The organism is Streptacidiphilus sp. MAP12-20, assembly GCF_041262525.1.
Taxonomy (GTDB): Bacteria; Actinomycetota; Actinomycetes; order Streptomycetales; family Streptomycetaceae; genus Streptacidiphilus.
This window is the reverse complement of record NZ_JBGCCK010000022.1, coordinates 61,656-81,701: the sequence shown is the minus strand read 5'-3', so window position 1 is coordinate 81,701 and position 20,046 is coordinate 61,656. Positions and strand designations below refer to the sequence as shown.

Annotated in this window: 17 protein-coding genes; 11 read left to right on the top strand and 6 right to left on the bottom strand. The window is 72.6% G+C overall.

Going from position 1 to position 20,046, the window contains the following annotated elements; all coding sequences use genetic code 11:
* Positions 1 to 21 precede the first annotated feature (21 nt).
* The 4 genes from ABIA32_RS26320 to ABIA32_RS26305 all read right to left on the bottom strand — a co-directional run bounded on the left by ABIA32_RS26320 (position 22) and on the right by ABIA32_RS26305 (position 4,282).
* Positions 22 to 456, bottom strand: coding sequence for a rhodanese-like domain-containing protein (locus ABIA32_RS26320; RefSeq protein ID WP_370100342.1), 435 nt, complete (start codon positions 454 to 456; stop codon positions 22 to 24).
* Entirely contained in the window at positions 453 to 1,016 is a 564-nt protein-coding gene (locus ABIA32_RS26315) for a cysteine dioxygenase (protein WP_370100339.1), read from the bottom strand. The genes ABIA32_RS26320 and ABIA32_RS26315 overlap by 4 nt, the downstream gene beginning before the upstream one ends.
* Before the next feature lie 342 nt (positions 1,017 to 1,358).
* Positions 1,359 to 3,005, bottom strand: coding sequence for an FAD-dependent monooxygenase (locus ABIA32_RS26310; RefSeq protein WP_370100336.1), 1,647 nt, complete (start codon positions 3,003 to 3,005; stop codon positions 1,359 to 1,361).
* Between the two features lie 455 nt (positions 3,006 to 3,460).
* Complete coding sequence (locus tag ABIA32_RS26305; protein WP_370100333.1) at positions 3,461 to 4,282, bottom strand: ATP-binding cassette domain-containing protein; 822 nt, start codon at positions 4,280 to 4,282, stop codon at positions 3,461 to 3,463.
* 330 nt (positions 4,283 to 4,612) lie between these two features.
* Between ABIA32_RS26305 and ABIA32_RS26300 the strand changes: the two genes are divergently transcribed.
* The 4 genes from ABIA32_RS26300 to ABIA32_RS26285 all read left to right on the top strand — a co-directional run bounded on the left by ABIA32_RS26300 (position 4,613) and on the right by ABIA32_RS26285 (position 8,865).
* Positions 4,613 to 5,341, top strand: a complete 729-nt coding sequence (locus tag ABIA32_RS26300) for a response regulator transcription factor (protein WP_370100329.1) — start codon at positions 4,613 to 4,615, stop codon at positions 5,339 to 5,341.
* Positions 5,342 to 5,358: 17 nt separating this feature from the next.
* Positions 5,359 to 6,843 (top strand): ATP-binding protein, encoded by a 1,485-nt coding sequence (locus ABIA32_RS26295; RefSeq protein ID WP_370100326.1) that lies wholly within the window; start codon positions 5,359 to 5,361, stop codon positions 6,841 to 6,843.
* A gap of 150 nt (positions 6,844 to 6,993) precedes the next feature.
* Positions 6,994 to 7,947 (top strand): alpha/beta fold hydrolase, encoded by a 954-nt coding sequence (locus ABIA32_RS26290; protein ID WP_370100323.1) that lies wholly within the window; start codon positions 6,994 to 6,996, stop codon positions 7,945 to 7,947.
* Positions 7,948 to 8,037: 90 nt separating this feature from the next.
* Complete coding sequence (locus ABIA32_RS26285; protein WP_370100321.1) at positions 8,038 to 8,865, top strand: MerR family transcriptional regulator; 828 nt, start codon at positions 8,038 to 8,040, stop codon at positions 8,863 to 8,865.
* Between the two features lie 63 nt (positions 8,866 to 8,928).
* On the opposite strand, the gene ABIA32_RS26280 is transcribed toward ABIA32_RS26285, so the two are convergent.
* Positions 8,929 to 9,954 carry a TAXI family TRAP transporter solute-binding subunit gene (locus ABIA32_RS26280; RefSeq protein ID WP_370100318.1) on the bottom strand — a complete coding sequence of 342 codons (1,026 nt, stop codon included), beginning with the start codon at positions 9,952 to 9,954 and terminating at the stop codon, positions 8,929 to 8,931.
* A 143-nt stretch (positions 9,955 to 10,097) separates the two neighbouring features.
* Here ABIA32_RS26280 and miaB point away from each other — a divergent pair, with 143 nt between their 5' ends.
* Positions 10,098 to 11,597, top strand: a complete 1,500-nt coding sequence (gene miaB / locus ABIA32_RS26275; RefSeq protein ID WP_370100315.1) for a tRNA (N6-isopentenyl adenosine(37)-C2)-methylthiotransferase MiaB — start codon at positions 10,098 to 10,100, stop codon at positions 11,595 to 11,597.
* Between the two features lie 89 nt (positions 11,598 to 11,686).
* On the top strand, positions 11,687 to 12,382 hold the full coding sequence (locus ABIA32_RS26270; RefSeq protein WP_370100314.1) for a class III extradiol dioxygenase subunit B-like domain-containing protein: 696 nt from the start codon (positions 11,687 to 11,689) through the stop codon (positions 12,380 to 12,382).
* On the opposite strand, the gene ABIA32_RS26265 is transcribed toward ABIA32_RS26270, so the two are convergent.
* Complete coding sequence (locus ABIA32_RS26265; RefSeq protein ID WP_370100311.1) at positions 12,358 to 12,648, bottom strand: antitoxin; 291 nt, start codon at positions 12,646 to 12,648, stop codon at positions 12,358 to 12,360. The genes ABIA32_RS26270 and ABIA32_RS26265 overlap by 25 nt on opposite strands.
* Positions 12,649 to 12,753: 105 nt before the next feature.
* On the opposite strand from ABIA32_RS26265, the gene miaA reads away from it, so the two are divergent.
* The 5 genes from miaA to hflX all read left to right on the top strand — a co-directional run bounded on the left by miaA (position 12,754) and on the right by hflX (position 19,856).
* Positions 12,754 to 13,689, top strand: a complete 936-nt coding sequence (miaA, locus tag ABIA32_RS26260) for a tRNA (adenosine(37)-N6)-dimethylallyltransferase MiaA (RefSeq protein ID WP_370100308.1) — start codon at positions 12,754 to 12,756, stop codon at positions 13,687 to 13,689.
* Positions 13,690 to 13,949: 260 nt separating this feature from the next.
* Positions 13,950 to 14,444 carry a hypothetical protein gene (locus ABIA32_RS26255; protein WP_370100424.1) on the top strand — a complete coding sequence of 165 codons (495 nt, stop codon included), beginning with the start codon at positions 13,950 to 13,952 and terminating at the stop codon, positions 14,442 to 14,444.
* 115 nt (positions 14,445 to 14,559) lie between these two features.
* Entirely contained in the window at positions 14,560 to 15,459 is a 900-nt protein-coding gene (gene dapF, locus ABIA32_RS26250) for a diaminopimelate epimerase (RefSeq protein WP_370100421.1), read from the top strand.
* A 173-nt stretch (positions 15,460 to 15,632) separates the two neighbouring features.
* Complete coding sequence (locus ABIA32_RS26245; RefSeq protein ID WP_370100306.1) at positions 15,633 to 18,287, top strand: bifunctional (p)ppGpp synthetase/guanosine-3',5'-bis(diphosphate) 3'-pyrophosphohydrolase; 2,655 nt, start codon at positions 15,633 to 15,635, stop codon at positions 18,285 to 18,287.
* A 129-nt stretch (positions 18,288 to 18,416) separates the two neighbouring features.
* A complete protein-coding gene (hflX, locus tag ABIA32_RS26240; RefSeq protein ID WP_370100418.1) occupies positions 18,417 to 19,856 on the top strand; it encodes a GTPase HflX in 1,440 nt (479 codons plus the stop codon).
* Positions 19,857 to 20,046 lie beyond the last annotated feature (190 nt).

Sequence of the window (20,046 nt, the reverse complement as noted above, 5' to 3'; positions counted from 1 at the left end):
ACCTCGCCGACCGGCCCCGGCTCACGCCTGTCGGCCTCCGGACTCGCCGCCGCCGGTCACCGGAAGGCCGGCCACCGGAAGGCCGGCCGCCGCCCAGGCCTGGAAGCCGCCGACCAGGTCCGTCGCGCGGTGCAGGCCGAGCCCGTGCAACGAGCGCGCGGCCAGGGAGGAGGCGTAGCCCTCGTTGCAGATGACGACGACGAGGCGGTCGTGGTCCGTCGTCTCCGGGGCGCGGTGGGCGCTCAGCGGATCCATCCGCCATTCGAGCTCGTTGCGCTCCACCACGAGCGCCCCCGGGATCAGCCCGTCCCGCTCGCGCAGCGCCGCGTAGCGGATGTCGACCAGCAGCGCGTCCTGCTCGGTCGCCGCCTGCGCGGCCTGAGCCGGAGTCAGCCGGTCCAACTGCGCGCGCTCCTGCTCCAGCAGTGCGTCGATGCCCTGGCTCCTCGTCGTCACCACTGCTCCGGCACCTCGACCTGGGCCACGCGGAGCACGTCGCCTGCGCGGGCGTAGCGGCGCAGCTGCGGCAGCGGCGGGTAGTAGCAGTGGACGGACACGGCGTGCAGCACCTTCGAGGGATTGATGACCTGGTGCACGTGGTGCGGCCCGAAGGCGCGCCCCCGCCCGGCGGGGAGCAGGCGATGCCGGTCCACGCCCTCCTCCAGCTCGAGGCTGCGCCAGCCGGCCGTCGGCAGCGGGACGACCAGTGACAGCTCGCTCAGTTCGCCGCGCGAGGTCACGAACGCGCCGCTGGAGCCGCCGTGGTCGTGCCAGCCGGTCTCGGAGCCCGGCGGCCAGCCGATGACCCAGGCCTCACTGCCGCCGGGGCCGTCCAGCCGCACCCAGGTGCGCTCGCTGGGATGCAGCGCGAGCTGCGCCAGCACCTGCGGATCGGCGGCTGCCGCGCGCGCGAAGGCGAGCAGGTCCGCGAGCTCGGGCGGGTCGGAAGAAGCGGGGGAAGAAGCGGGGGAGGGTGACGGGGCGACGGGTGCGTTCAGCACGGAGGATTCGGGCACGGTAACGTCCTCGGAGTCGTCGATGAATTGACGAGACGCCGTCAAGCCCAAATTCTGGCACGCGAGAGACGTCAACGTGCAGTCAGTGGGCGCGACAGCATGAAGTGCAGCGCGAACTGCCGGGTGAAATGGCGAAATGCCCGTGCGAAGGGCTGCCCGCGACGACGGCGAGAACGGTTCTTCTCCAGCCGGACGTCAGAGCCTGGGTTCTGCCGCAGGCCCTCGGGTCAGCCCGGGCTACAGAACAGGCGGGGGCACCGGACGACGTCCAGGCGTGTGCTGCGGACGGACCGCATGCTGTTGATCCCCATGCGGGGAGTAGAGCATGCGCTCACTTGATCGTCAAGACTGACCAGCTGTCAGTCGCTCGCGCGAGCCGTCCGCTCCGCTCGTGCGCGGGGCGGGCAGGTCGGCGGAGGCGCTGCGCGCCCGGTCGGCAAGGTCGTAGAGATCCTCCGGGCGGCAGCCCTGCAGCGCCGCGACCAGGTGGCCGTCCGGACGGATCAGCAGCACCGTGTGCGCGGCGGCGCCGGGGTAGTCCTCGGTGACCAGCAGTTCGGCGGGGAGCGGCAGCGCCTCGGTGGCCTCGGTCAGCTGCGGCATCAGGCCAGCGCCGAGCCAGTGCTCGCTCGCCCAGACGCCGGTGCCGGGCGCGACCAGCACGACCAGAAAGCCGCGGCCCAGGCGGGCGCGCAGCCGGTCGACGCCGCCGTCGGTGGTGACCACGGGGAAGTCCGGGACCAGCACGCCGGGGCTGGTCGGCGTGAGCGCGGGCGTCAGTGCCGGGCGCGCGCGTCCGGGATAGGCGGGGGCGCCGCCGAGCCGGCCGGTGCCGAGCGTGCCGTCGGAGAGCAGCTCTGCGTTGCGGCGCAGTGAGCCCGAGAGCAGGCTGCGGCGCACCTCCAGCAGCGGGGTGCTGGGCTGGAGCAGCGGCATCGCCTGGTCGACTGCGCGCAGGCGGGCGATCACCGCACTCCGCCGCTCCTGCTGATAGGTCGTCAGCAGTCTTTCCGGGGCGCAGCCGTGCCAGACGAGGCCGAGCTTCCAGGCCAGGTTGTCCGCGTCGCGCAGGCCCTCGTCGATGTTCTGCATGCCCAGCGAGCCGAGCAGGTGCGCCGCGTCGCCCGCGAGGAAGACCCGGCCGACCTGGAAACGGGTGGCCAACCGCTGCTGCACGACGTAGTCGGCGTTCGAGATCAGCTGGTAGCCGGGCACCGCGCCGTCGTTCCAGGCGGCGAGCGTGGAGCGGAGCTGGTCGACCAGTTGGTCGGGGGTGAGCGCGGGTGCGCGCGGCGGCAGCCGCCAGTCCAGCCGCCAGACGCCGTCGGGCAGCGGCCGCGCGATCACCTCGCGCGCGCCAGGCCCACCCGGCGCGCGGGGCGGGTCGCGATGCAGCCGCGCCTCGCCGGGAAAGGGCAGGTCGGCGCGGATGGTCGCCAGTGCGTAGTGGTCGGCGGCGGCCCGGCCGGGGAAGCGCAGCGCGAGGCGCTTGCGGACGGTCGAACGCGGGCCGTCGCAGCCGACCAGATAGCTGCCGCGCAGCCAGGTCTGCTCGGTCCGCACCCGTACCGCGTCCTCGCCCGGCTCCTGCTCGACCTCCGTGACGGCGGACTCGGGCAGCAGTTCCACCAGCGACGTCGCCGAGACCGCGTCGCGCAGCCCGCGCAGCAGCCGATGCTGCGCCAGGTGCAGCACGTCGTCCTGTTCCAGCTCCAGGCTCAGCAGTTCGCGGTGACGGCGCAGGGTCCGCCAGGCGGTCCAGCCACGGCCGTCCGCGGCGACCCGCTCGTAGCCGATCCGGCGGAGGAAGCCGACGGTGTCGGCCCGCAGCACCGTCGACCGGGACCCCTCCGGACAGACGCCGCTGCCCTCGTCCACGACGAGGCTCGGCACCTGGTGCCGGGCCAGCGCGAGTGCCAGCGCGAGGCCGACGGGACCGGCGCCGGCAATGATCACGGGGTCGGAGCCGGAAGGAGCGGGGCCAGTCATAGAAGGCAATGCAACAGATCGGCTGGTGCGGCGTCAAGCAGCGTCGGGCGTACGCCGGTTCACATCACACGCCTGCACGACCTGTTCGATTCCCCGCAGGTCAGCGCGGGCCGCGCCCGCGCGTGGGCGGAGCCACCTGGCGGAGGTGGTGCGCTCTGCGTCGGGCCGAGCCTGGGCTGGGTCGGGATGCGCCCGTGCTCAGGCCGATCTTCCCATCGGTGCGTGGGCCGAGCGGCGCGGCGAAGGTGTGCGCGCTCCGGGTCCGGCTGGGCGGGGATGCGCCTCTGCTCGGGCCGATCTTTCCGTTGGTGCGTGGGCGGAGCCACCTGGCGGAGGTGTGCGTGCTCCGCGTCGGGCTGGGCGGGGTGCGCCCGTACGGGGCGACCCTCCTGTTTGCGCGCCGGCCGAGTCACGTGGCGGAGGTGTCCGTGCTCCGCGCCGGGCCGGGCTCGGCGTCAGCGTCGGAGCAGGCGGGTGACGAAGTCGCGCGCTCGGGAGGTGCGCGGCGCGGTGAAGAACTGCTGGGGCGGCGCGGACTCCACGATCCGTCCCCCGGACATGAAGAGCACCCGGTCCGCAGTGGCGTGGGCGAAGCCGGGTTCCTGGGAGACGATCAGCAGGGCGAGGCCCTCGGCGACGAGCTGCCCGGTCAGCTCGCGGGTGAGTACGCGCAGCTCCTGGGCGGGTTCGTCCACCAGCAGCAGCTTCGGGTCCAGTACCAGCGCGGCGGCCAGCGACACCCGGGCCCGGCCCGTCGGGCTGAGCTGCGCCGCGCGCAGGCTCGCCTCCGCCGTCGCGCCCACCCGGCGCAACTGGCCGAGCGCGCGTTCTTCCGCGTCCTCGGGTGCGATGCCGCGGGCCTGGACCTGGGAGCGGGTCAGCTCGCCGAGCACGGTCCGGCCCATCGGAGCGGCGAGCCCTAGCGGTCCGCTCAGCCCGCTCAACCCGATCGCCCCGCCCTGGCCACCGCCCTTTCCGTGCTCCGGCGCGTCGGGGTGCGGCACCAGGCCGACGTCCGCCCGGGCCGCCCGGCGTGCGCGCCCGCGCGCGGGCAAAGGTGCGCCGTCCAGCAGGATCACCCCGGAGTCGATGCGCTCCGCGCCGTGTATCGCCCGGCAGAGCGTGGTCTTGCCGGCGCCCGGCGGGCCGAGCAGGGTGACGACCTCGCCCCGTGAGAGTTCGAGATCCACCTCGTGCAGCGTCTGCACGAGCCCGTGGCGCTTGCTCACGCCCCGTAGGCGCAGCAGCTCCGGCTGCTGCGGTGGGGCGGACGCCATGCTGGATCGACTCCCTGAGTGTTGCTCGTCCGGCGCGGCTCGCCCGGTGCGGTGCTGATGGTGCCGGTGGTCTGGTCCTGCTCGCCGGGTGCCGCCCGTCCGGGCGGACGGTCCGGGTACGGACCTCGGCGAATCGACTCTACGTGGAGAGCGAAGCCGGCACCGCACTTCTGAGGGGGATTTGAGGATTACGAGCGCCGGTTCGCCGACGGACGATCATCGCAGCTCGGTAACGGTCTCCCCGAGCCGGTCGCTCCCACTTGACCTGGGGCCGTCGTCTGGGAGTGGATTCCTGCGAGAGCACCCACGTCAACCCTGAGGAGTGACCCGATGCGCCTGCTCCTCGTCGAGGACGACGAGCACGTCGCCGCCGCGCTGATGACCGTGCTCGGCAAGCACGGATTCGAGGTGCGGCATGCCCGCTCCGGCAACGAGGCACTGGACGCGCTCGTCCCCGACGGCCGCCCGGCGTTCCGGGTGGTGCTGCTGGACCTCGGCCTGCCCGACCGTGATGGCTTCGAGGTCTGCGACCAGATCCGCCGACGCTGCGGCATCCCGGTCATCATGGTCACGGCGCGGGCCGAGGTCAGGGACCGGATCCACGGCCTGAACATCGGTGCCGACGACTACATCGTCAAGCCCTACGACATGGGCGAACTGCTCGCCAGGATCCACGCCGTCGCCCGCCGCGACGCCGCCGCCCGGCCCGCACCGGCTGTGCCGCAGCCGCGTCGCGAGGACAGTCCCGCGCTGCTCAGCCGCGCCTTCGGCCTCGACCTCGACCAGGCCTCGCGGCGCGCCACAGTCCACGGCGAGGACGTCGCGTTGACCCGCAAGGAGTACGAGCTGCTGGCCCTGCTGGCGCAGAGCCCCGGCGTGGTCTTCCGGCGCGAGCAGATCATCAGCGAGGTCTGGCGTAGCAGTTGGGACGGCACCGCGCGCTCGCTCGAGGTCCATGTGGCCTCGCTGCGGCGCAAGCTCGGCCTGCCCGGACTGATCGAGACCGTCCGTGGCATCGGCTACAAGCTGGCGGTCCCGCCGCATCTGGTCGGCGAGTAGAGGCCGGACGGCGTTCGATGCGTACCCGCCTGCTCGGCATCCTGCTCGTCCTGCTCGCCTGTGTGCTGGCCGCGCTCGGCGTCCCGCTGGCCACCAGCGAGGCCCAGCGCGAGCAGCAACGCGTCGTCGTCGACCGGATCGACGACGCCGCGCGGTTCGCGGCGCTCGCGCAGAACCCGATTGGGCAGCCCGACACGTCCGCCGCGGTCGAGCAGCAGCTCACCCTGGACGCCGAGCTGCGCCGCTACCACGACGTCTACGGCACGTCGGCCGGGGTCTTCGACCTCAACGGGCGGGCCCTGCACGCCTACCCGAGCGACTGGACCAGCGCGGCGACCGGGCCGTCGGCGGAGCCCTTCCGCGAGGCGCTGGACGGCCGTCGCAGCCACGACCCCGCGCAGGTCTGGCCCTGGGACGACGGGAACGCGAGGCTGGTGATCGCTTCGCCGGTGGTCTGGGACGGTGACGTGGTCGCGGTCGTCGTGATCGAGTCGCCCACGGACGCCATGCGGGCGCACGTGCTGAGCGGCTGGCTCTGGCTGATCGGCGGGGAGGCGCTGGCCGTGCTCTTCGCGATCGGCGCGGCCATGGCGCTGACCCGCTGGGTGCTGCGCCCGGTGCACGATCTGGACAAGGTGACCCACGACATCGCCACCGGGCGTCTCGCCTCCCGGGTGGCGCCGGCCGGTGGCCCGCCCGAACTGCGACGGCTGGCCCACGCGTTCAACGAGATGGCCGAAAACGTCGAGCAGGTGCTCGACCAGCAGCGCGCGTTCGTCGCGGACGCCTCGCACCAGCTGCGCAACCCTCTCTCCGCGCTGATGCTGCGGGTCGAGGTGCTGGGCATGGAGTTGCCCGACGGCCATGACGAGGAGCTGGCGGGCGTGCGGGTCGAGGGCCGCCGGCTGGCCCAGGTCCTGGACGACCTGCTCGGCTTGGCGCGCGCGGAGAACGCCGGATCTGCGGCGTCGGCGGTCGACGTCGGCGGGCTCGTCGCCGACCGCGTCGCCGGCTGGGGCGCACTGGCGCAGGAGCGCGGCGTGCGACTGGAGTGGACGCCACCGGACGCGTCACCGGCCGCGATGATCGCGATGACCACGCCGACCGCGCTGACCGCCCTGGCCGAGCCGGTCGGTCTGGGCAGCGCGCTGGACGCGGTGCTGGACAACGCGCTCAAGTTCACCCCGGCGGGCGGCGCGGTGCTGGTGGAGGCGCTCCGGGTCGGCGAGGAGGTGGCGATCCGGGTCAGCGACGGCGGCCCGGGACTGGACGAGGAGGAGCTGGCCCGCGTCGGCGACCGCTTCTGGCGCAGCCCGCGCCACCAGAACGTCGACGGCTCCGGCCTCGGCCTCTCCATCGCCCGCGCGCTCCTGACCGCCAACGGCGGCTCCCTCGGCTTCGACCCCCGCGACCCGGTCGGCCTGACGGTCACCCTGACCCTCCCGGCCGCGGACGTGGCAGAAACGCAGCCATCGCCTCAGCGGAGCGGCGTACTCGACTGACAGTGATGATGTTCGTGATGACGCCGCTGGTGGGGTGCGGAACGCGTGCAAAGGATTGACCGAGCCATCGTCCACTGACACATTGGCCGCTGTCAGCGTCAACGTCCGTGTGAAGGTCGGCGTCCTGTCGCGACCGCCTGGGGGAGGGCCATGATCATCGGCGCTCGGGAGCACCGTGTCGTCACCGACGACGGTGTGGAGCTGGCCGTCGTCGAAGCGGGGGATCCGACCCGGCCCACCATCTGCTTCCTGCACGGCTACCCCGACAGCCGTGGGGTCTGGACGCAGGTGATGGCCGCGCTCGCGCCGACGTATCACGTCGTCGCCTACGACACCCGTGGCGCGGGACGCTCCTCCGCGCCGCCGCCCGGCCGTGCGGGATACCGGCTCGACCGGCTGGAGGAGGACTTCCTCACCGTCCTCGACGCGCTCGCGCCCTACGGTCCCGTGCACCTGGTCGGCCACGACTGGGGTTCGGTCCAGGGCTGGGAGTTCGCGACCTCGCCCCGGCTGCAAGGCGGACTCGCCTCCTTCACCAGCGTCTCAGGACCCTGCCTGGACCACGCCGCGCTCTGGGTCAGGGCCCGGCTGCGGCGGCCCACCCCCGCGAATCTCTGGGCGCTGCTCGCTCAAGGCCTCCGGTCCTGGTACATCACCGCCTTCCAGCTGCCGCGCCTGCCGGAAGCACTGTGGCGCGGCCCGCTGGGCCGGAGCTGGGGAGCGGTCTGGCGCGCGCTGGAGGGCACCCGCGTGCCCGGCCATCCCGCATCCACGCTCCCGCAGGACGCCGCCAACGGCCTCTGGCTCTACCGCGCCAACACCCGCGAACGTGCCCGTCATCCGCGCCCGGACCGGTTCGCGCGGGTGCCCGTCCAACTCGTCGTTCCCGAACGCGACCCGTACCTGTCGCCCCGGCTCTATCAGGACCTCGACACATGGGCTCCGGTCCTGCGCCGACGAAGCGTCGAGGCGGGGCACTGGCTGCCGCTCACCCGGCCCGAGCTGCTGGCCGGCTGGATCGCCGAATTCGTCGACGCCGTACGCGTCGGTAGCATCCCGTCCGTGGGCCACGCCGGGGGCGCGGCCCGTTCCCCCGCGCGCTGACGTGGCGGCCCACCGCAGAAGCCGTACTGACGGCGCGTCGGCCGCGCCCGGCAAGGCGGCAAGAAGGCGGCAAGAGTGGAGGCGTTCCCCATGAGCACGGTGCCGCGCCCGCGCCCGGAGTACCTGATCGACGACCTGGCCCAGGCAGCGGGCACGACTGTCCGCAACGTCCGGGCGTACCAGGACCGCGGTCTGCTGCCCCGAGCCGACCGACGCGGGCGCGCGAACGTCTACGACGACACGCACCTGGAACGGCTCCGCCTGATCGCCGGCCTGCTCGACCGTGGCCACACGCTTGCCGGGATCAAGGAGCTGCTGGACGCCTGGGAGAACGGCCGCGGCCTGGGCGGCGTGCTGGGCCTGGTCGCGGAGGTGACCGCGCCCTGGTCGGACGAGAAGCCGGGCCACCTCGGCCACGCCGAACTGCTCGCGCTCTTCGGCGGCGTCGAGGACCCTGCGGCGATCGAGGCGGCGCTCCGGCTCGGGGTGCTGGAGCTCGAGACGGTCGCAGGCGGCGAGGCGGCCAACGGCGAGGTGGTCGGGGGAGGGGCGGTCAGGTACCGCGTGCCCAGCCCGGCGCTGCTCGACGTCGCGGCGCGCCTCCACGAGCTGGGCGTGCCGCTCGCCGCCGTCATCGACCACCTGGAGGAGCTGCGCCACGACATCGGTCACCTCGCGCGGCGCTTCGTCGAGTTCAGCGCGGTGCAGGTCTTCGCCCGCTACGTCGGCCCCACCCCGCTCAGCGACGACGACGCGGCCCGCGCCGCCGAGGCGGTCCGCAGGCTCCGCCCGCTTGCTCAGGCCGCCGTCGACGCAGAGCTCGCGCGGGCCATGCGCCGCGAGGCGACCCTGCTGCTGGAGGCGTCGGTCACCTCGCTGCCGGAGCCGCTGCGCGAAGCGCTGGCCGGCGAGCTCTGACCCGATGCGGCTCGGCCGCGAGCCGTCCGGCCGCGACCCCCCGGAACGCGAGCTGCCCGAACGCTACGGCTTGACCGAGACGTAGTAGCGCCGCGCGCCCTCGGCCAGCGGCAGCGGGTCGGTGTAGATCGCGGACCGGACGTCCACCAGCTGCGCCGAGTGCACCTGCTGCCCGATCGCGTCGCGGCTGCTCATCACGACCGCAGTCATCTGCTCGACCAGGGAGGTGGGCACGTCGGCGCGGGTGACCAGCAGATTCGCTACAGCCAGCGTCGAGACCGGGGCGTCGGGGTCGCTGCCCGGATACGCCGAACTCGGCACCGTGGAGGTCCGGTAGATCTGCGTGTCCCTGGCTCCCTGGTCCAGCCGCTGGGCCAGCTGGTCCATCTTCGTGGCCAGCCCGCCCAGCGGCACCAGGCGCACGTGGGCCCGGCCCATCAGCTCGGTGACTCCACTGGTGGGCAGGCCGCCGGACCAGAAGAAGGCGTCGATCCGGTGCGTCTCGAGCGCCTTGGGCGCGTCGGCGATGCCGAGCGGAACAGCAGTCAGGTCGCGTCCGGCCGTCAGTCCCGAGACGGCCAGCACCCGCTGGGTGATCAGCTCGACGCCGCTGCCGTGCTGCCCGGTGCCGACCTTGAGGCCCTTGAGATCGCCGACGCTCTGCACCAGGGAGTCGGTCGGCACGACCAGCTGCACGTAGTCGTCGTACAGCTCACCGAGCGCGCGCAGATGTTCTTTGCCCGGGCCGGCGAAGTGGGCGACGGCGTCGGCGGTCGCGATGCCGAAGTCGTCGCGCCCGTCGGCGACCCGGGCCAGGTTGTCCGGCCCGCCGACGGTCTGGTCCAGTCGGAGCGAGACCCCAGGGAGCCCCTTGTCGACGGCGGCCCTGAGCAGCTTCCCGTAGAGCGCGTACACGCCCGACGAGGAGCCCGTGGCCATCCGGAAGGTCCCGGTCGGATACTCCGGCCCCCGGCTCGCCCCGAACCAGCCGGCGATGCCCACCGCCAGCACCGTCAGCAGCGCCAGTGCCAGGCGCAGCCGACCAGGACGACTCAGAACGCTCAGCCGTCGGGGCAGGGTGGGAGACATGCCCGGATCCTGCCAGCCACGAGCGCTGCCGGGAAGGGTCTGTCTGAGCCGTGGACAACGAGGAGAGGGCCGGGCGCCCAGCAGCGCCGAGGTCCCGATCCAGGCGGGCGGAGCCGGTGGCGGCTGCCCGTACCCTTGGGGGCGTGGGTACCGCAGACACTTCCAAGACGTACGACATCCGCACCTACGGATGTCAGATGAACGTCCACGACTCCGAGCGCCTCTCCGGTCTGCTGGAGGACGCCGGTTACGTCAAGGCCGCCGAGGGCGGCAGCGCCGACGTCGTCGTGTTCAACACCTGTGCCGTGCGTGAGAACGCGGACAACAAGCTCTACGGCAACCTCGGCCGACTCGCCTCGGTGAAGGCGCAGCAGCCCGGTATGCAGATCGCCGTCGGCGGCTGCCTCGCGCAGAAGGACCGGGCGACCATCGTCAAGAAGGCCCCCTGGGTCGACGTCGTCTTCGGCACCCACAACATCGGCCACCTCCCGGCGCTGCTGGAGCGCGCGCGAGTGCAGGAGGAGGCCCAGGTCGAGATCCTGGAGTCGCTGGAGGTCTTCCCCTCCACCCTGCCGACGCGGCGCGAGTCCGCCTACGCCGCGTGGGTGTCCGTCTCCGTCGGCTGCAACAACACCTGCACCTTCTGCATCGTGCCCGCGCTGCGCGGCAAGGAGAAGGACCGCCGCAGCGGCGACATCCTCGCCGAGGTGCAGGCGCTGGTGAGCGAAGGCGTCGTCGAGGTCACCCTGCTCGGGCAGAACGTGAACGCCTACGGCTCCGACATCGGCGACCGCCTCGCCTTCGGCAAGCTGCTCCGCGCCTGCGGCGAGATCGAGGGCCTGGAGCGGGTCCGCTTCACTTCTCCGCACCCGAAGGACTTCACCGACGACGTCATCGCCGCCATGGCCGAGACGCCGAACGTGATGCACCAGCTGCACATGCCGCTGCAGTCCGGCTCGGACACGGTGCTGCGCGCCATGCGCCGCTCCTACCGGCAGGAGCGCTACCTCGGCATCATCGAGCGCGTCCGCGCGGCGATGCCGGACGCGGCGATCTCCACCGACATCATCGTGGGCTTCCCCGGCGAGACCGAGGAGGACTTCGAGCAGACCCTGCACGTCGTCCGCGAGGCCCGCTTCGCGCAGGCCTTCACCTTCCAGTACTCCAAGCGCCCCGGGACGCCTGCGGCCGAGATGGAGAACCAGATCCCCAAGGAGGTCGTCCAGGCCCGCTACGAGCGGCTGGTCGCGCTCCAGGAGGAGATCTCCTGGGAGGAGAACAAGAAGCAGGTCGGCCGCACGCTGGAGATCCTGGTCGCCGAGGGCGAAGGCCGCAAGGACGAGGCCACGGCCCGCCTCTCCGGCCGTGCGCCGGACAACCGGCTGGTGCACTTCACGCGACCGAGCCAGCCGGTTCGCCCCGGCGATGTGGTGTCCGTCGAGATCACCTACGCCGCGCCGCACCACCTGCTCGCCGAGGGCCCGACCCTGGCGGTGCGCCGCACGCGCGCCGGGGACGCCTGGGAGAAGCGCCAGGCCGCACCCGCGGAGGACGCGGCCAAGCCGGCCGGCGTCATGCTCGGCCTTCCGACGATCGGCGCGCCCGCCCCGCTGCCGCAGGCCGAGGCCAAGGGCTGCTGCTGACCGGCGCGCGCCGGCAGAGCCCCGCGCCCCCGGATAGTGCAAGGCGGTGATCCGATCATTCGATCGCGCCGCCGGGTAGGGTCGGGAGCATGCTGGTTGCCGCTGCCGTCTGCCCCTGCCCGCCGCTTCTCGTGCCGGAGGTCGCCGCTGGGGCCGCGCCGGAGCTGGACGGCCTGCGGGCCGCCTGTGACGAGGCGCTGACCACGCTGCTCGCGGCAGCGCCGGAGCTGATCTGGGTGGTCGGACCGGGCCCCGAGCACAAGCTCTACGACCGGGGCGGGGTCGGCGGGTTCCAGGGCTTCGGCGTGGAGCTGGCCGTTTCCCTGGGCGCCGGTGACGCGGGGGAGACCCTGCCCGCCTCGCTGGCGGTGGGCGCGTGGCTGCTCGAGCGCGCCGGCTGGCAGGGCGAGACCCGCGGGCTGGCGGTCGCCGATTACCTGGAGTGGGAGCTCTGCCGCGAGAACGGACTCGAGCTGGCCGGTTCCGCCGAGCGGGTGGGCCTGCTGGTCCTCGGCGACGGGAGCGCGCGCCGCACGCTCAAGGCGCCCGGCTACCTGGACGAGCGGGCCGAGCCCTTCGACGCGGCCGTCGCCGCCGGGCTGGCCAAGGGCGAGCTGCCGCCGCTCGACGCCGAGCTGGCCTTCGAGCTGATGGCCTCCGGGCGCGCGCCCTGGCAGGTCCTCGCAGGGGCCACGGGCACGACCGAGCAGCCGGTCGGATCCGCCCGGCTGCTCTACGACGACGCCCCGTACGGCGTCGGCTACTTCGTCGCGTCCTGGTCCTGACCGCCCTCGGTCGGCTTCTCAGCCGTCTGCTCGGTGGCCTCGCCGGGGATGACGTCCTTCGGGCCGCCGATCTTGTCGACGGCTCCCTTGGCCTTGTCCCGGCCGCTGTGGATCTGGTCGCTGTACTTCCCCTTCGTGGCCTTGTCGGCCAGGTCGCCGACCTTGTCCAGGCCCGCACCGATCTGTGACTTGTGGCTGCCGGCGTACTCGGTGGCCTTCTCCTTGGCCTGGCCCAGCGCGCCCTTGAGGGAGTCAGTGAGGCCCATGACGGCTCCATTCCTTGCTTCAGGCTCGCGAGCCCTGAAATCGGGTATATTGCCCATCTGTACCCATATGGTATTTCCGATGGACGGATTTGCCAGACTAGAGGGGTGACCAGTCCCTCCGCGCCGCGCCCCGCCGGGCCCCGCGTCATCGCCGTCGTCGGCGCCACCGCCGTCGGCAAGTCCGATCTCGGAGTCGCCATCGCCCAGCACCTCGGCGGCGAGGTGGTGAACACCGACTCCATGCAGCTCTACCGGGGTATGGACATCGGAACCGCCAAGCTGACACTCGCCGAACGTGAGGGCGTGCCACACCATCTCCTGGACATCTGGGACGTCACCGAGGCCGCGAGCGTCGCCGAGTACCAGCGACTGGCGCGCGAGGCAATCGACGCGCTCGTAGCGCAGGGGCGCACGCCGGTGCTGGTCGGCGGCTCGGGGCTGTATGTCCGCGCCGCGATCGACGAACTGGACTTCCCCGGCACCGACCCCGAGGTCCGCGCCCGGCTGGAAGCGGAGCTGGAGGCGGAGGGATCGGGCGCGCTGCACGCGCGCCTGGCCGCCGTCGATCCGGAGGCGGCGCAGGCGATCCTGCCCAGCAACGGTCGGCGGATCGTCCGCGCGCTGGAGGTCGTCGAGATCACCGGGCTGCCTTTCACCGCCAACCTGCCGGGCCACGAGTCCGTCTACGACGCCGTTCAGATCGGCGTGCGGCTGCCGCGCCCGGAACTGGACGAGCGGATCGCGCTCCGGGTCGACCGGATGTGGGAGGCCGGGCTGCTCGACGAAGTCGACGCGCTGGCGGCGCAGGGCCTGCGCGAAGGGCGTACGGCGGCCCGCGCGCTCGGCTACCAGCAGGCCCTCGCCCAGCTGGACGGCGTGTACGACGAGACCGAGGCGCGCGCCGAGACGGTGCGCGCCACGCGCCGTTTCGCCCGCCGGCAGGAGTCCTGGTTCCGTCGCGACCCGCGCGTGCACTGGCTCGACAGGGACCTGTCCGAGTCGCCGACCGCGCTCGTGGACCGGGCACTCGCGCTGCTCTGAGCGCGCCGTTCCGCTTCCTTCGCACGCGTGACCGCAGCTGGTCGGATGCCGTTCGCACGCGTGTTGCCCACGGAAGGACCGCCGGTTACGACCTGATCACGTCATGGCCACGGATCACCGCGAAGACCCTCGCGGACGCCGCCCCAAGGCCCTGGCGTGCCATCATCGAGCATCGAGAGCATCGGTGGTCCGGTGGAGCGTTAACTCCCCGGCGTCCAGGCCGCTTTTTGGAACTTCTAGCGCAGGGAGGCCGCGTGTCCATGGATACCGGCCCCGACACGCACCGACTCCCGGATGACCCCTTCGAGCCCGAGGAGCCGGCCGCAGTGCCCGCACGCGAGCTGCCCGCACGGGAACTGACGCCCCTTCCGTCGCTGCCCGCCCAGGACGAGGGCGCGCTGCACGGACGCGAGCTGCGCCCCGAGGGTCGGCTACGCGTCTGGCAGCTCATCCCGATCGTCGGCCTCGCCATCCTCGGTTCGCTGATGTTCGCCTTCCCGCTCGCCTTCGAGGGCGGCGCGGGCGGTACCGGCGGCTCCGGCGGCAGCCTCGTCGGCATGCTCGGTCTCCTGCTGACCGCGGCCTCGGCCGGCTGGGGCGCGATGGCCGCCCGTCGCGCCGGTTACGCCTGGCCGGGCCTGCCCCGCCAGGGCTCCGGCCGCCGTGCCGGCTGGCGTCCGCTGCTCGCGTACACGGCCACCGCCGTCGTCCTCCTCGCCCTCGGCGTCTGGCGCGTCGCCCACCTTCACGGCTGACCACGGCTCACCCACGGCCCACCGCGTCTGACCACGGCTGAGCACGGATGAGCACGTCCGCGGACTGATCTTCGGCCCATCAGGCCCGCCCCGTACCATGGATCACGTGAACGACATGGTGAAGGGCATCCGCTTCCTCAAGGGTCACGGGACCGAGAACGACTTCGTCATCGTCCCCGACCCGGACGGTCTGCTGGAGCTGGAAGCTCCCCAGGTGGCGTTGGTCTGCGACCGGAGGGCCGGTGTCGGCGGTGACGGGCTGCTGCGCGTGGTCCGGTCCGCCGCGCATCCGGAGGGCCTCGCGCAGGCGCAGGCCGCCGAGTGGTTCATGGACTACCGCAACTCCGACGGCAGCATCGCCGAGATGTGCGGCAACGGGGTGCGGGTCTTCGCTCGCTACCTGGTGCTGGCCGGGCTCGCCGAGCCGGGCGAGTTCGCCGTCGCCACCCGTGGCGGCTTGAAGCGCGTGCGCGTCCCGTTGGATGGGGACGTCACCGTGGAGATGGGCAGCGCGCTGCTGCCCGGTCCCGATCGAGAGTCCGGTGGCGAGGAGCCCGGGATCGAGGTGACGGTCGGCTCGCGTCGCTGGCCGGCCCGGAACGTGAACATGGGCAACCCGCACGCCGTCGCCTTCGTCGGCGACCTCGGCGAAGCCGGCAACCTGTTCACCGCGCCCGAGGTCACTCCCGCCGCCGCGTATCCAGAGGGCGTCAACGTCGAGTTCGTCGTCGACCGCGGCCCGCGCCACGTCGCGCTCCGCGTCCACGAGCGCGGCTCCGGCGAGACCCGCTCCTGCGGTACCGGCGCCTGCGCGGTCATGGTCGCCACCGCGCGCCGCGACGGCCTGGACCCGGCTGTCACCGGTGAGCCGGTGACCTACACCGTCGACGTCCTCGGCGGACGCCTTGTGATCACCGAGCGACCGGACGGCGAGATCGAGATGACCGGTCCGGCCGTGATCCTGGCCGAGGGCGAATTCGACGCGGACTGGCTCGCCCGGGGTGTGCGGGCCTGAAGCGGTGTGCAGACCCAAATCTGTAATTCTTGCCCGATGTCGACCGGTTCAAATCCCCCGAATGGGTGATCAAGGTGACGTTGGGAACACGCGGCGTCGCCGTCTGTGTTGCACTCGCTAGCATGGACCATCGGAGCTGCCGCCTGCTCCGGTGATCACTGCCGGAGGTGCGCATGAATGCCGGTGATCTCCACGCCGTACCGGGCGTCCCAGGTGTCCCGGGCGTCCCCGTCGAGGGGCGCAGAACCGTCTCTGCGGCCCGCTCGCTGCCGGGGCTCCGCAAGGGCGCCCTGGGGCGCGCCGCGTTGGGCCGAAGCGCCCTGGGCAAGACGGGGTTGGGCCGCGCCGGGATAGCGGCGCTGCTCGCGGGCGGCGGGCGCCCGCAGCTCGCGGACGCCCTGGAGCCCGTGGTCCGGGCCCACCGCCTCCACCATCCGCGTGCGGAGCTCGATCTGGCTCTGCTCGAACGCGCCTACCAGGTCGCCGAGGCCTCGCATCGCGGCCAGACCCGCAAGAGCGGCGAGCCCTACATCACACATCCGCTCGCGGTCACCATGATCCTGGCGCAACTCGGCGCGGAGACCACGACTCTGGTGGCGTCCCTGCTCCACGACACGGTCGAGGACACGGCCATGACGCTGGATCAGGTACGCGAGGGCTTCGGCGACGAGGTGGCCTATCTCGTCGACGGTGTCACGAAGTTGGAGAAGGTCGACTTCGGCGCCGCCGCTGAGGCGGAGACCTTCCGCAAGATGCTGGTCGCGACCGGGCAGGACGTCCGGGTCATGGTGATCAAGCTCGCCGACCGACTGCACAACATGCGCACGATCCGGCACATGAAGCCGGCCAGCCAGGTGCGGATCGCGAAGGTCACCCGCGACGTGTTGATCCCGCTGGCCGAGCGCCTCGGCATCCAGGTGGTGAAGACGGAGCTCGAGGACATCGTCTTCGCCACCCTCCATCCGGAGGAGTACGCCGCCGTCACCGCGCTGCTCCGCCGACAGGCCGCCGGGTTGTCCGGCGCCGCTCTGTCCGGTGGCGTCGTGTCCACCGTGGGCCCCGCTCCGGTTGCGGGCTCCGAGCCGGTCCCGTCCCCTCAGTCCTGTCAGTCCCCTCAGCCCTCCGGGTCCTCCCGGTCCTCCCGGTCCGAGCAGCCCGCAGAGTCCTCTCTGACCTCCGAGCCCTTCGAGCCTCCGTCTTCGTCTCCGTCCGGGCGGGTCACGCAGGCCGCGCAGGCCGCGCAGGCCATCGCATCGGCCGAGCCTCGGGAGGACCCGCTGGAGGCCTTCGCCGCACAGCTGCGCAGGCAACTGCGCGAGGCGCGGGTCACCGCCGAGGTCAGCGTGCGCCCCCGGCACTGCGTCTCGCTCCAGCGCACCCGGCTGCGCCGCGCCGAGTTCGGCCCGACGGACTTCGCCCGACTCCTGGTCGTGGTCGAGGAGAACGCCGACTGCTACGCCGTGCTCGGCGAACTGCACACCTGCTGGACACCGTTGGCAGGGGAGTTCAAGGACTTCATCGCCGCCCCCAAGTTCAACCTCTACCAGTCGCTGCACACCTCGGTGACGACCGAGCAGGGCGAGGTGGTCGAGGTGCTGGTCCGCACGGCCAGGATGCACCAGGTCGCCGAGTTCGGCGTCGTCGCCCTCGGGGCGCCCGGCGCCACCGCCCTCGGGGCCGGCCTCGACGATGCCGACGGCCGCGACCCGCTCGACCACACCGACCCGGCCCGCCCCGGCTGGCTCTCCCGGCTGCTCGACTGGCAGCGCGACACCCCCGATCCGGACACCTTCTGGTCCCAGCTCACCGCTGATCTGGCGGGCGACGGCGAGATCACCGTGCTGGTCGAGGACGCCCGTGAGGCCACGGTCGGCGAGCGCCTGCAGCTGCCCGTCGGTGCCACCGGCGTCGACGCCGCCTACGCCGTCGGCGAGGAACGCGGCCACCGATGTATCGGCGCACGGATCAACGGCCGACTCACCGCGCTCTCGACGCCGCTGCGCGACGGCGACGTGGTCGATCTGCTCACGGAGCCTCCCGGCGAGGAGACCGCGGGCCCGGCGCCCGAGTGGCTCGCCCACGCCCGCACGCCGGGCGCGCGGATCGCCATCGAGCGCTGGCTGGTGCAGCACCCGGGCCAGGAGCAGGGGTCCCTGCTCCCCACCGGCCCGCTCGTCGGCCCGCCACGCGGCCACCAACTGCTCGGGGCCGGCCTCGTGGACGCCGGGCGCGCGGTGGTGACCGCGCCTTCCATGCCCGAAGCGCCAGTCCGGCTGGCCCGCTGCTGCACCCCCGTCCCACCGGACGACCTGCTCTGCTTCGCCATCCGTGGCGGCGCGCTCGCCGTCCACCGCGCCGACTGTCCGACCGGCGCCGCGATGCGCGACGGCGGCCGGGCTCCGGTGGAGGTGCGCTGGCTGGAGAGCGAGACCCAGACCGGCTACCGGGTCACCGTCCAGGCCGACGCGCTCGGCCGCCCGCGTCTGCTGGCCGACCTGACCGCAGCGATGTCCGGCGTGGGCGTCGACATCATCTCCGCCGAGGTCGAGCCGCCCCAGGAGCTGCGGGTCCGGCACACCTACACCGTCGAGCTCGCCGATCCGGAGGCGCTGCCGGAGCTGATGCGGGTCATGCTGCGGGTGCCGGGCGTCTATGACGTCTACCGGGCCGGGGACGTGTACCGGGCCGCGCCCGGGGGCAGGGGAAATGCTGATGACCCCGGCGGTGAGGGCGTGCGACCATCGAGGGGAATGCGCGGCACGCCTGCCGCGTTGAGCTCCATGGGTGATCCCTCTCAGCGCTCCGAGCGAGAGCTGTCGAGGGAGTAGCGCCCGGAGCGATGCTCCAAGAACCGACTTTCTAAGGACACGATGACCTCCACGTTCGAAACCCGCGATGCCGACGCGAAGTCCGGCCGCGGCGCCCGCCGCCCGGCCGATCTGCGCGCAGAGGCTCTGATGGACGAGGACCTCGCGGGAATCGACGGGATTCCCGGGCGCCTCTACAGCAACGACTACGACGGCGACCAGTACGACCGTTCCGACCGTGCGGCCCTGCGCCGCGTCTCCGGGCTCTCCACCGAGCTGGAGGACGTCACCGAGGTCGAGTACCGACAGCTCCGCCTGGAGCGCGTCGTCCTCGTCGGCGTCTGGACGGACGGCACGGCCGAGGAGGCGGAGAACTCCCTCGCCGAGCTCGCCGCGCTCGCCGAGACGGCAGGCTCCGAGGTGCTGGACGGCGTGATCCAGCGCCGCGACAAGCCAGATCCCGCCACGTACATCGGTTCCGGCAAGGCCGCCGAGCTGCGCGAGATCGTGCTGTCGACCGGCGCGGACACGGTGGTCTGCGACGGTGAGCTCACCCCCGGCCAGCTGATCCACCTCGAGGACGTCGTCAAGGTCAAGGTGGTCGACCGGACCGCGCTGATCCTCGACATCTTCGCCCAGCACGCCAAGTCCCGAGAGGGCAAGGCGCAGGTCTCGCTGGCGCAGATGCAGTACATGCTGCCGCGCCTGCGCGGTTGGGGTCAGTCGCTCTCCCGGCAGATGGGTGGCGGTGGCTCCGGCTCCTCGGGCGGCGGTATGGCCACCCGTGGTCCCGGTGAGACCAAGATCGAGACGGATCGGCGTCGGATCCGCGAGAAGATGGCGAAGCTGCGCCGGGAGATCGCGGACATGAAGAAGGGCCGCGACACCAAGCGCCAGGAGCGCCGTCGCAACCAGGTCCCCTCGGTCGCGATCGCCGGTTACACCAACGCCGGCAAGTCCTCCCTGCTCAACCGGCTCACCGGAGCCGGCGTACTGGTGGAGAACTCCCTGTTCGCCACGCTGGACCCGACGGTCCGCCGCGCGGAGACGCCGGGCGGCCGGGTCTACACCCTGGCGGACACCGTCGGTTTTGTCCGCCACCTGCCGCACCACCTGGTCGAGGCCTTCCGCTCGACCATGGAGGAGGTCGGCGACGCCGACCTGATCCTGCACGTCGTCGACGGCGCGCACCCCGAGCCGGAGGCCCAGCTGGCCGCCGTGCGCGAGGTGATCGTCGAGGTCGGCGCGCAGAACGTGCCGGAGATCGTGGTGATCAACAAGGCGGACGCGGCCGACCCGCTGGTGCTGGCGCGCCTGCTGCGCCGTGAGCCGCACGCGATCGTGGTCTCGGCGCGCACCGGGCAGGGCATCGAGGAGCTCCTGGCGCTCGTCGAGTCCGAGCTGCCGCGGCCGTCCATCGAGGTCACGGCGCTGGTCCCGTACACCCGCGGCGATCTGGTGGCCAAGGTCCACCGGGACGGCGAGGTGCTGGGCGAGGAGCACAACGGCGACGGCACCGTCCTCCACGCCCGCGTCGGCGCGGAGCTTGCAGCGGAGCTGGAGGCGTTCGCGGTGGCCGTACAGCGCTGAGGTAGTTGCACAGCCAAGGGGCGCGGGGCTCTGCTTGATGAACTGCGTGCGCGACAAGCCACGGTGAGTGGTGAGTCGCTCAGCGAGCAGGGCCATCCGCACAGGGTGGTTGCTCGCGCACGCAGTTCATCGAGCAGAGCCCCGCGCCCCTTGATGTTGCAGCTGGGTGTTGTGGGGGGATTGTGCAGGG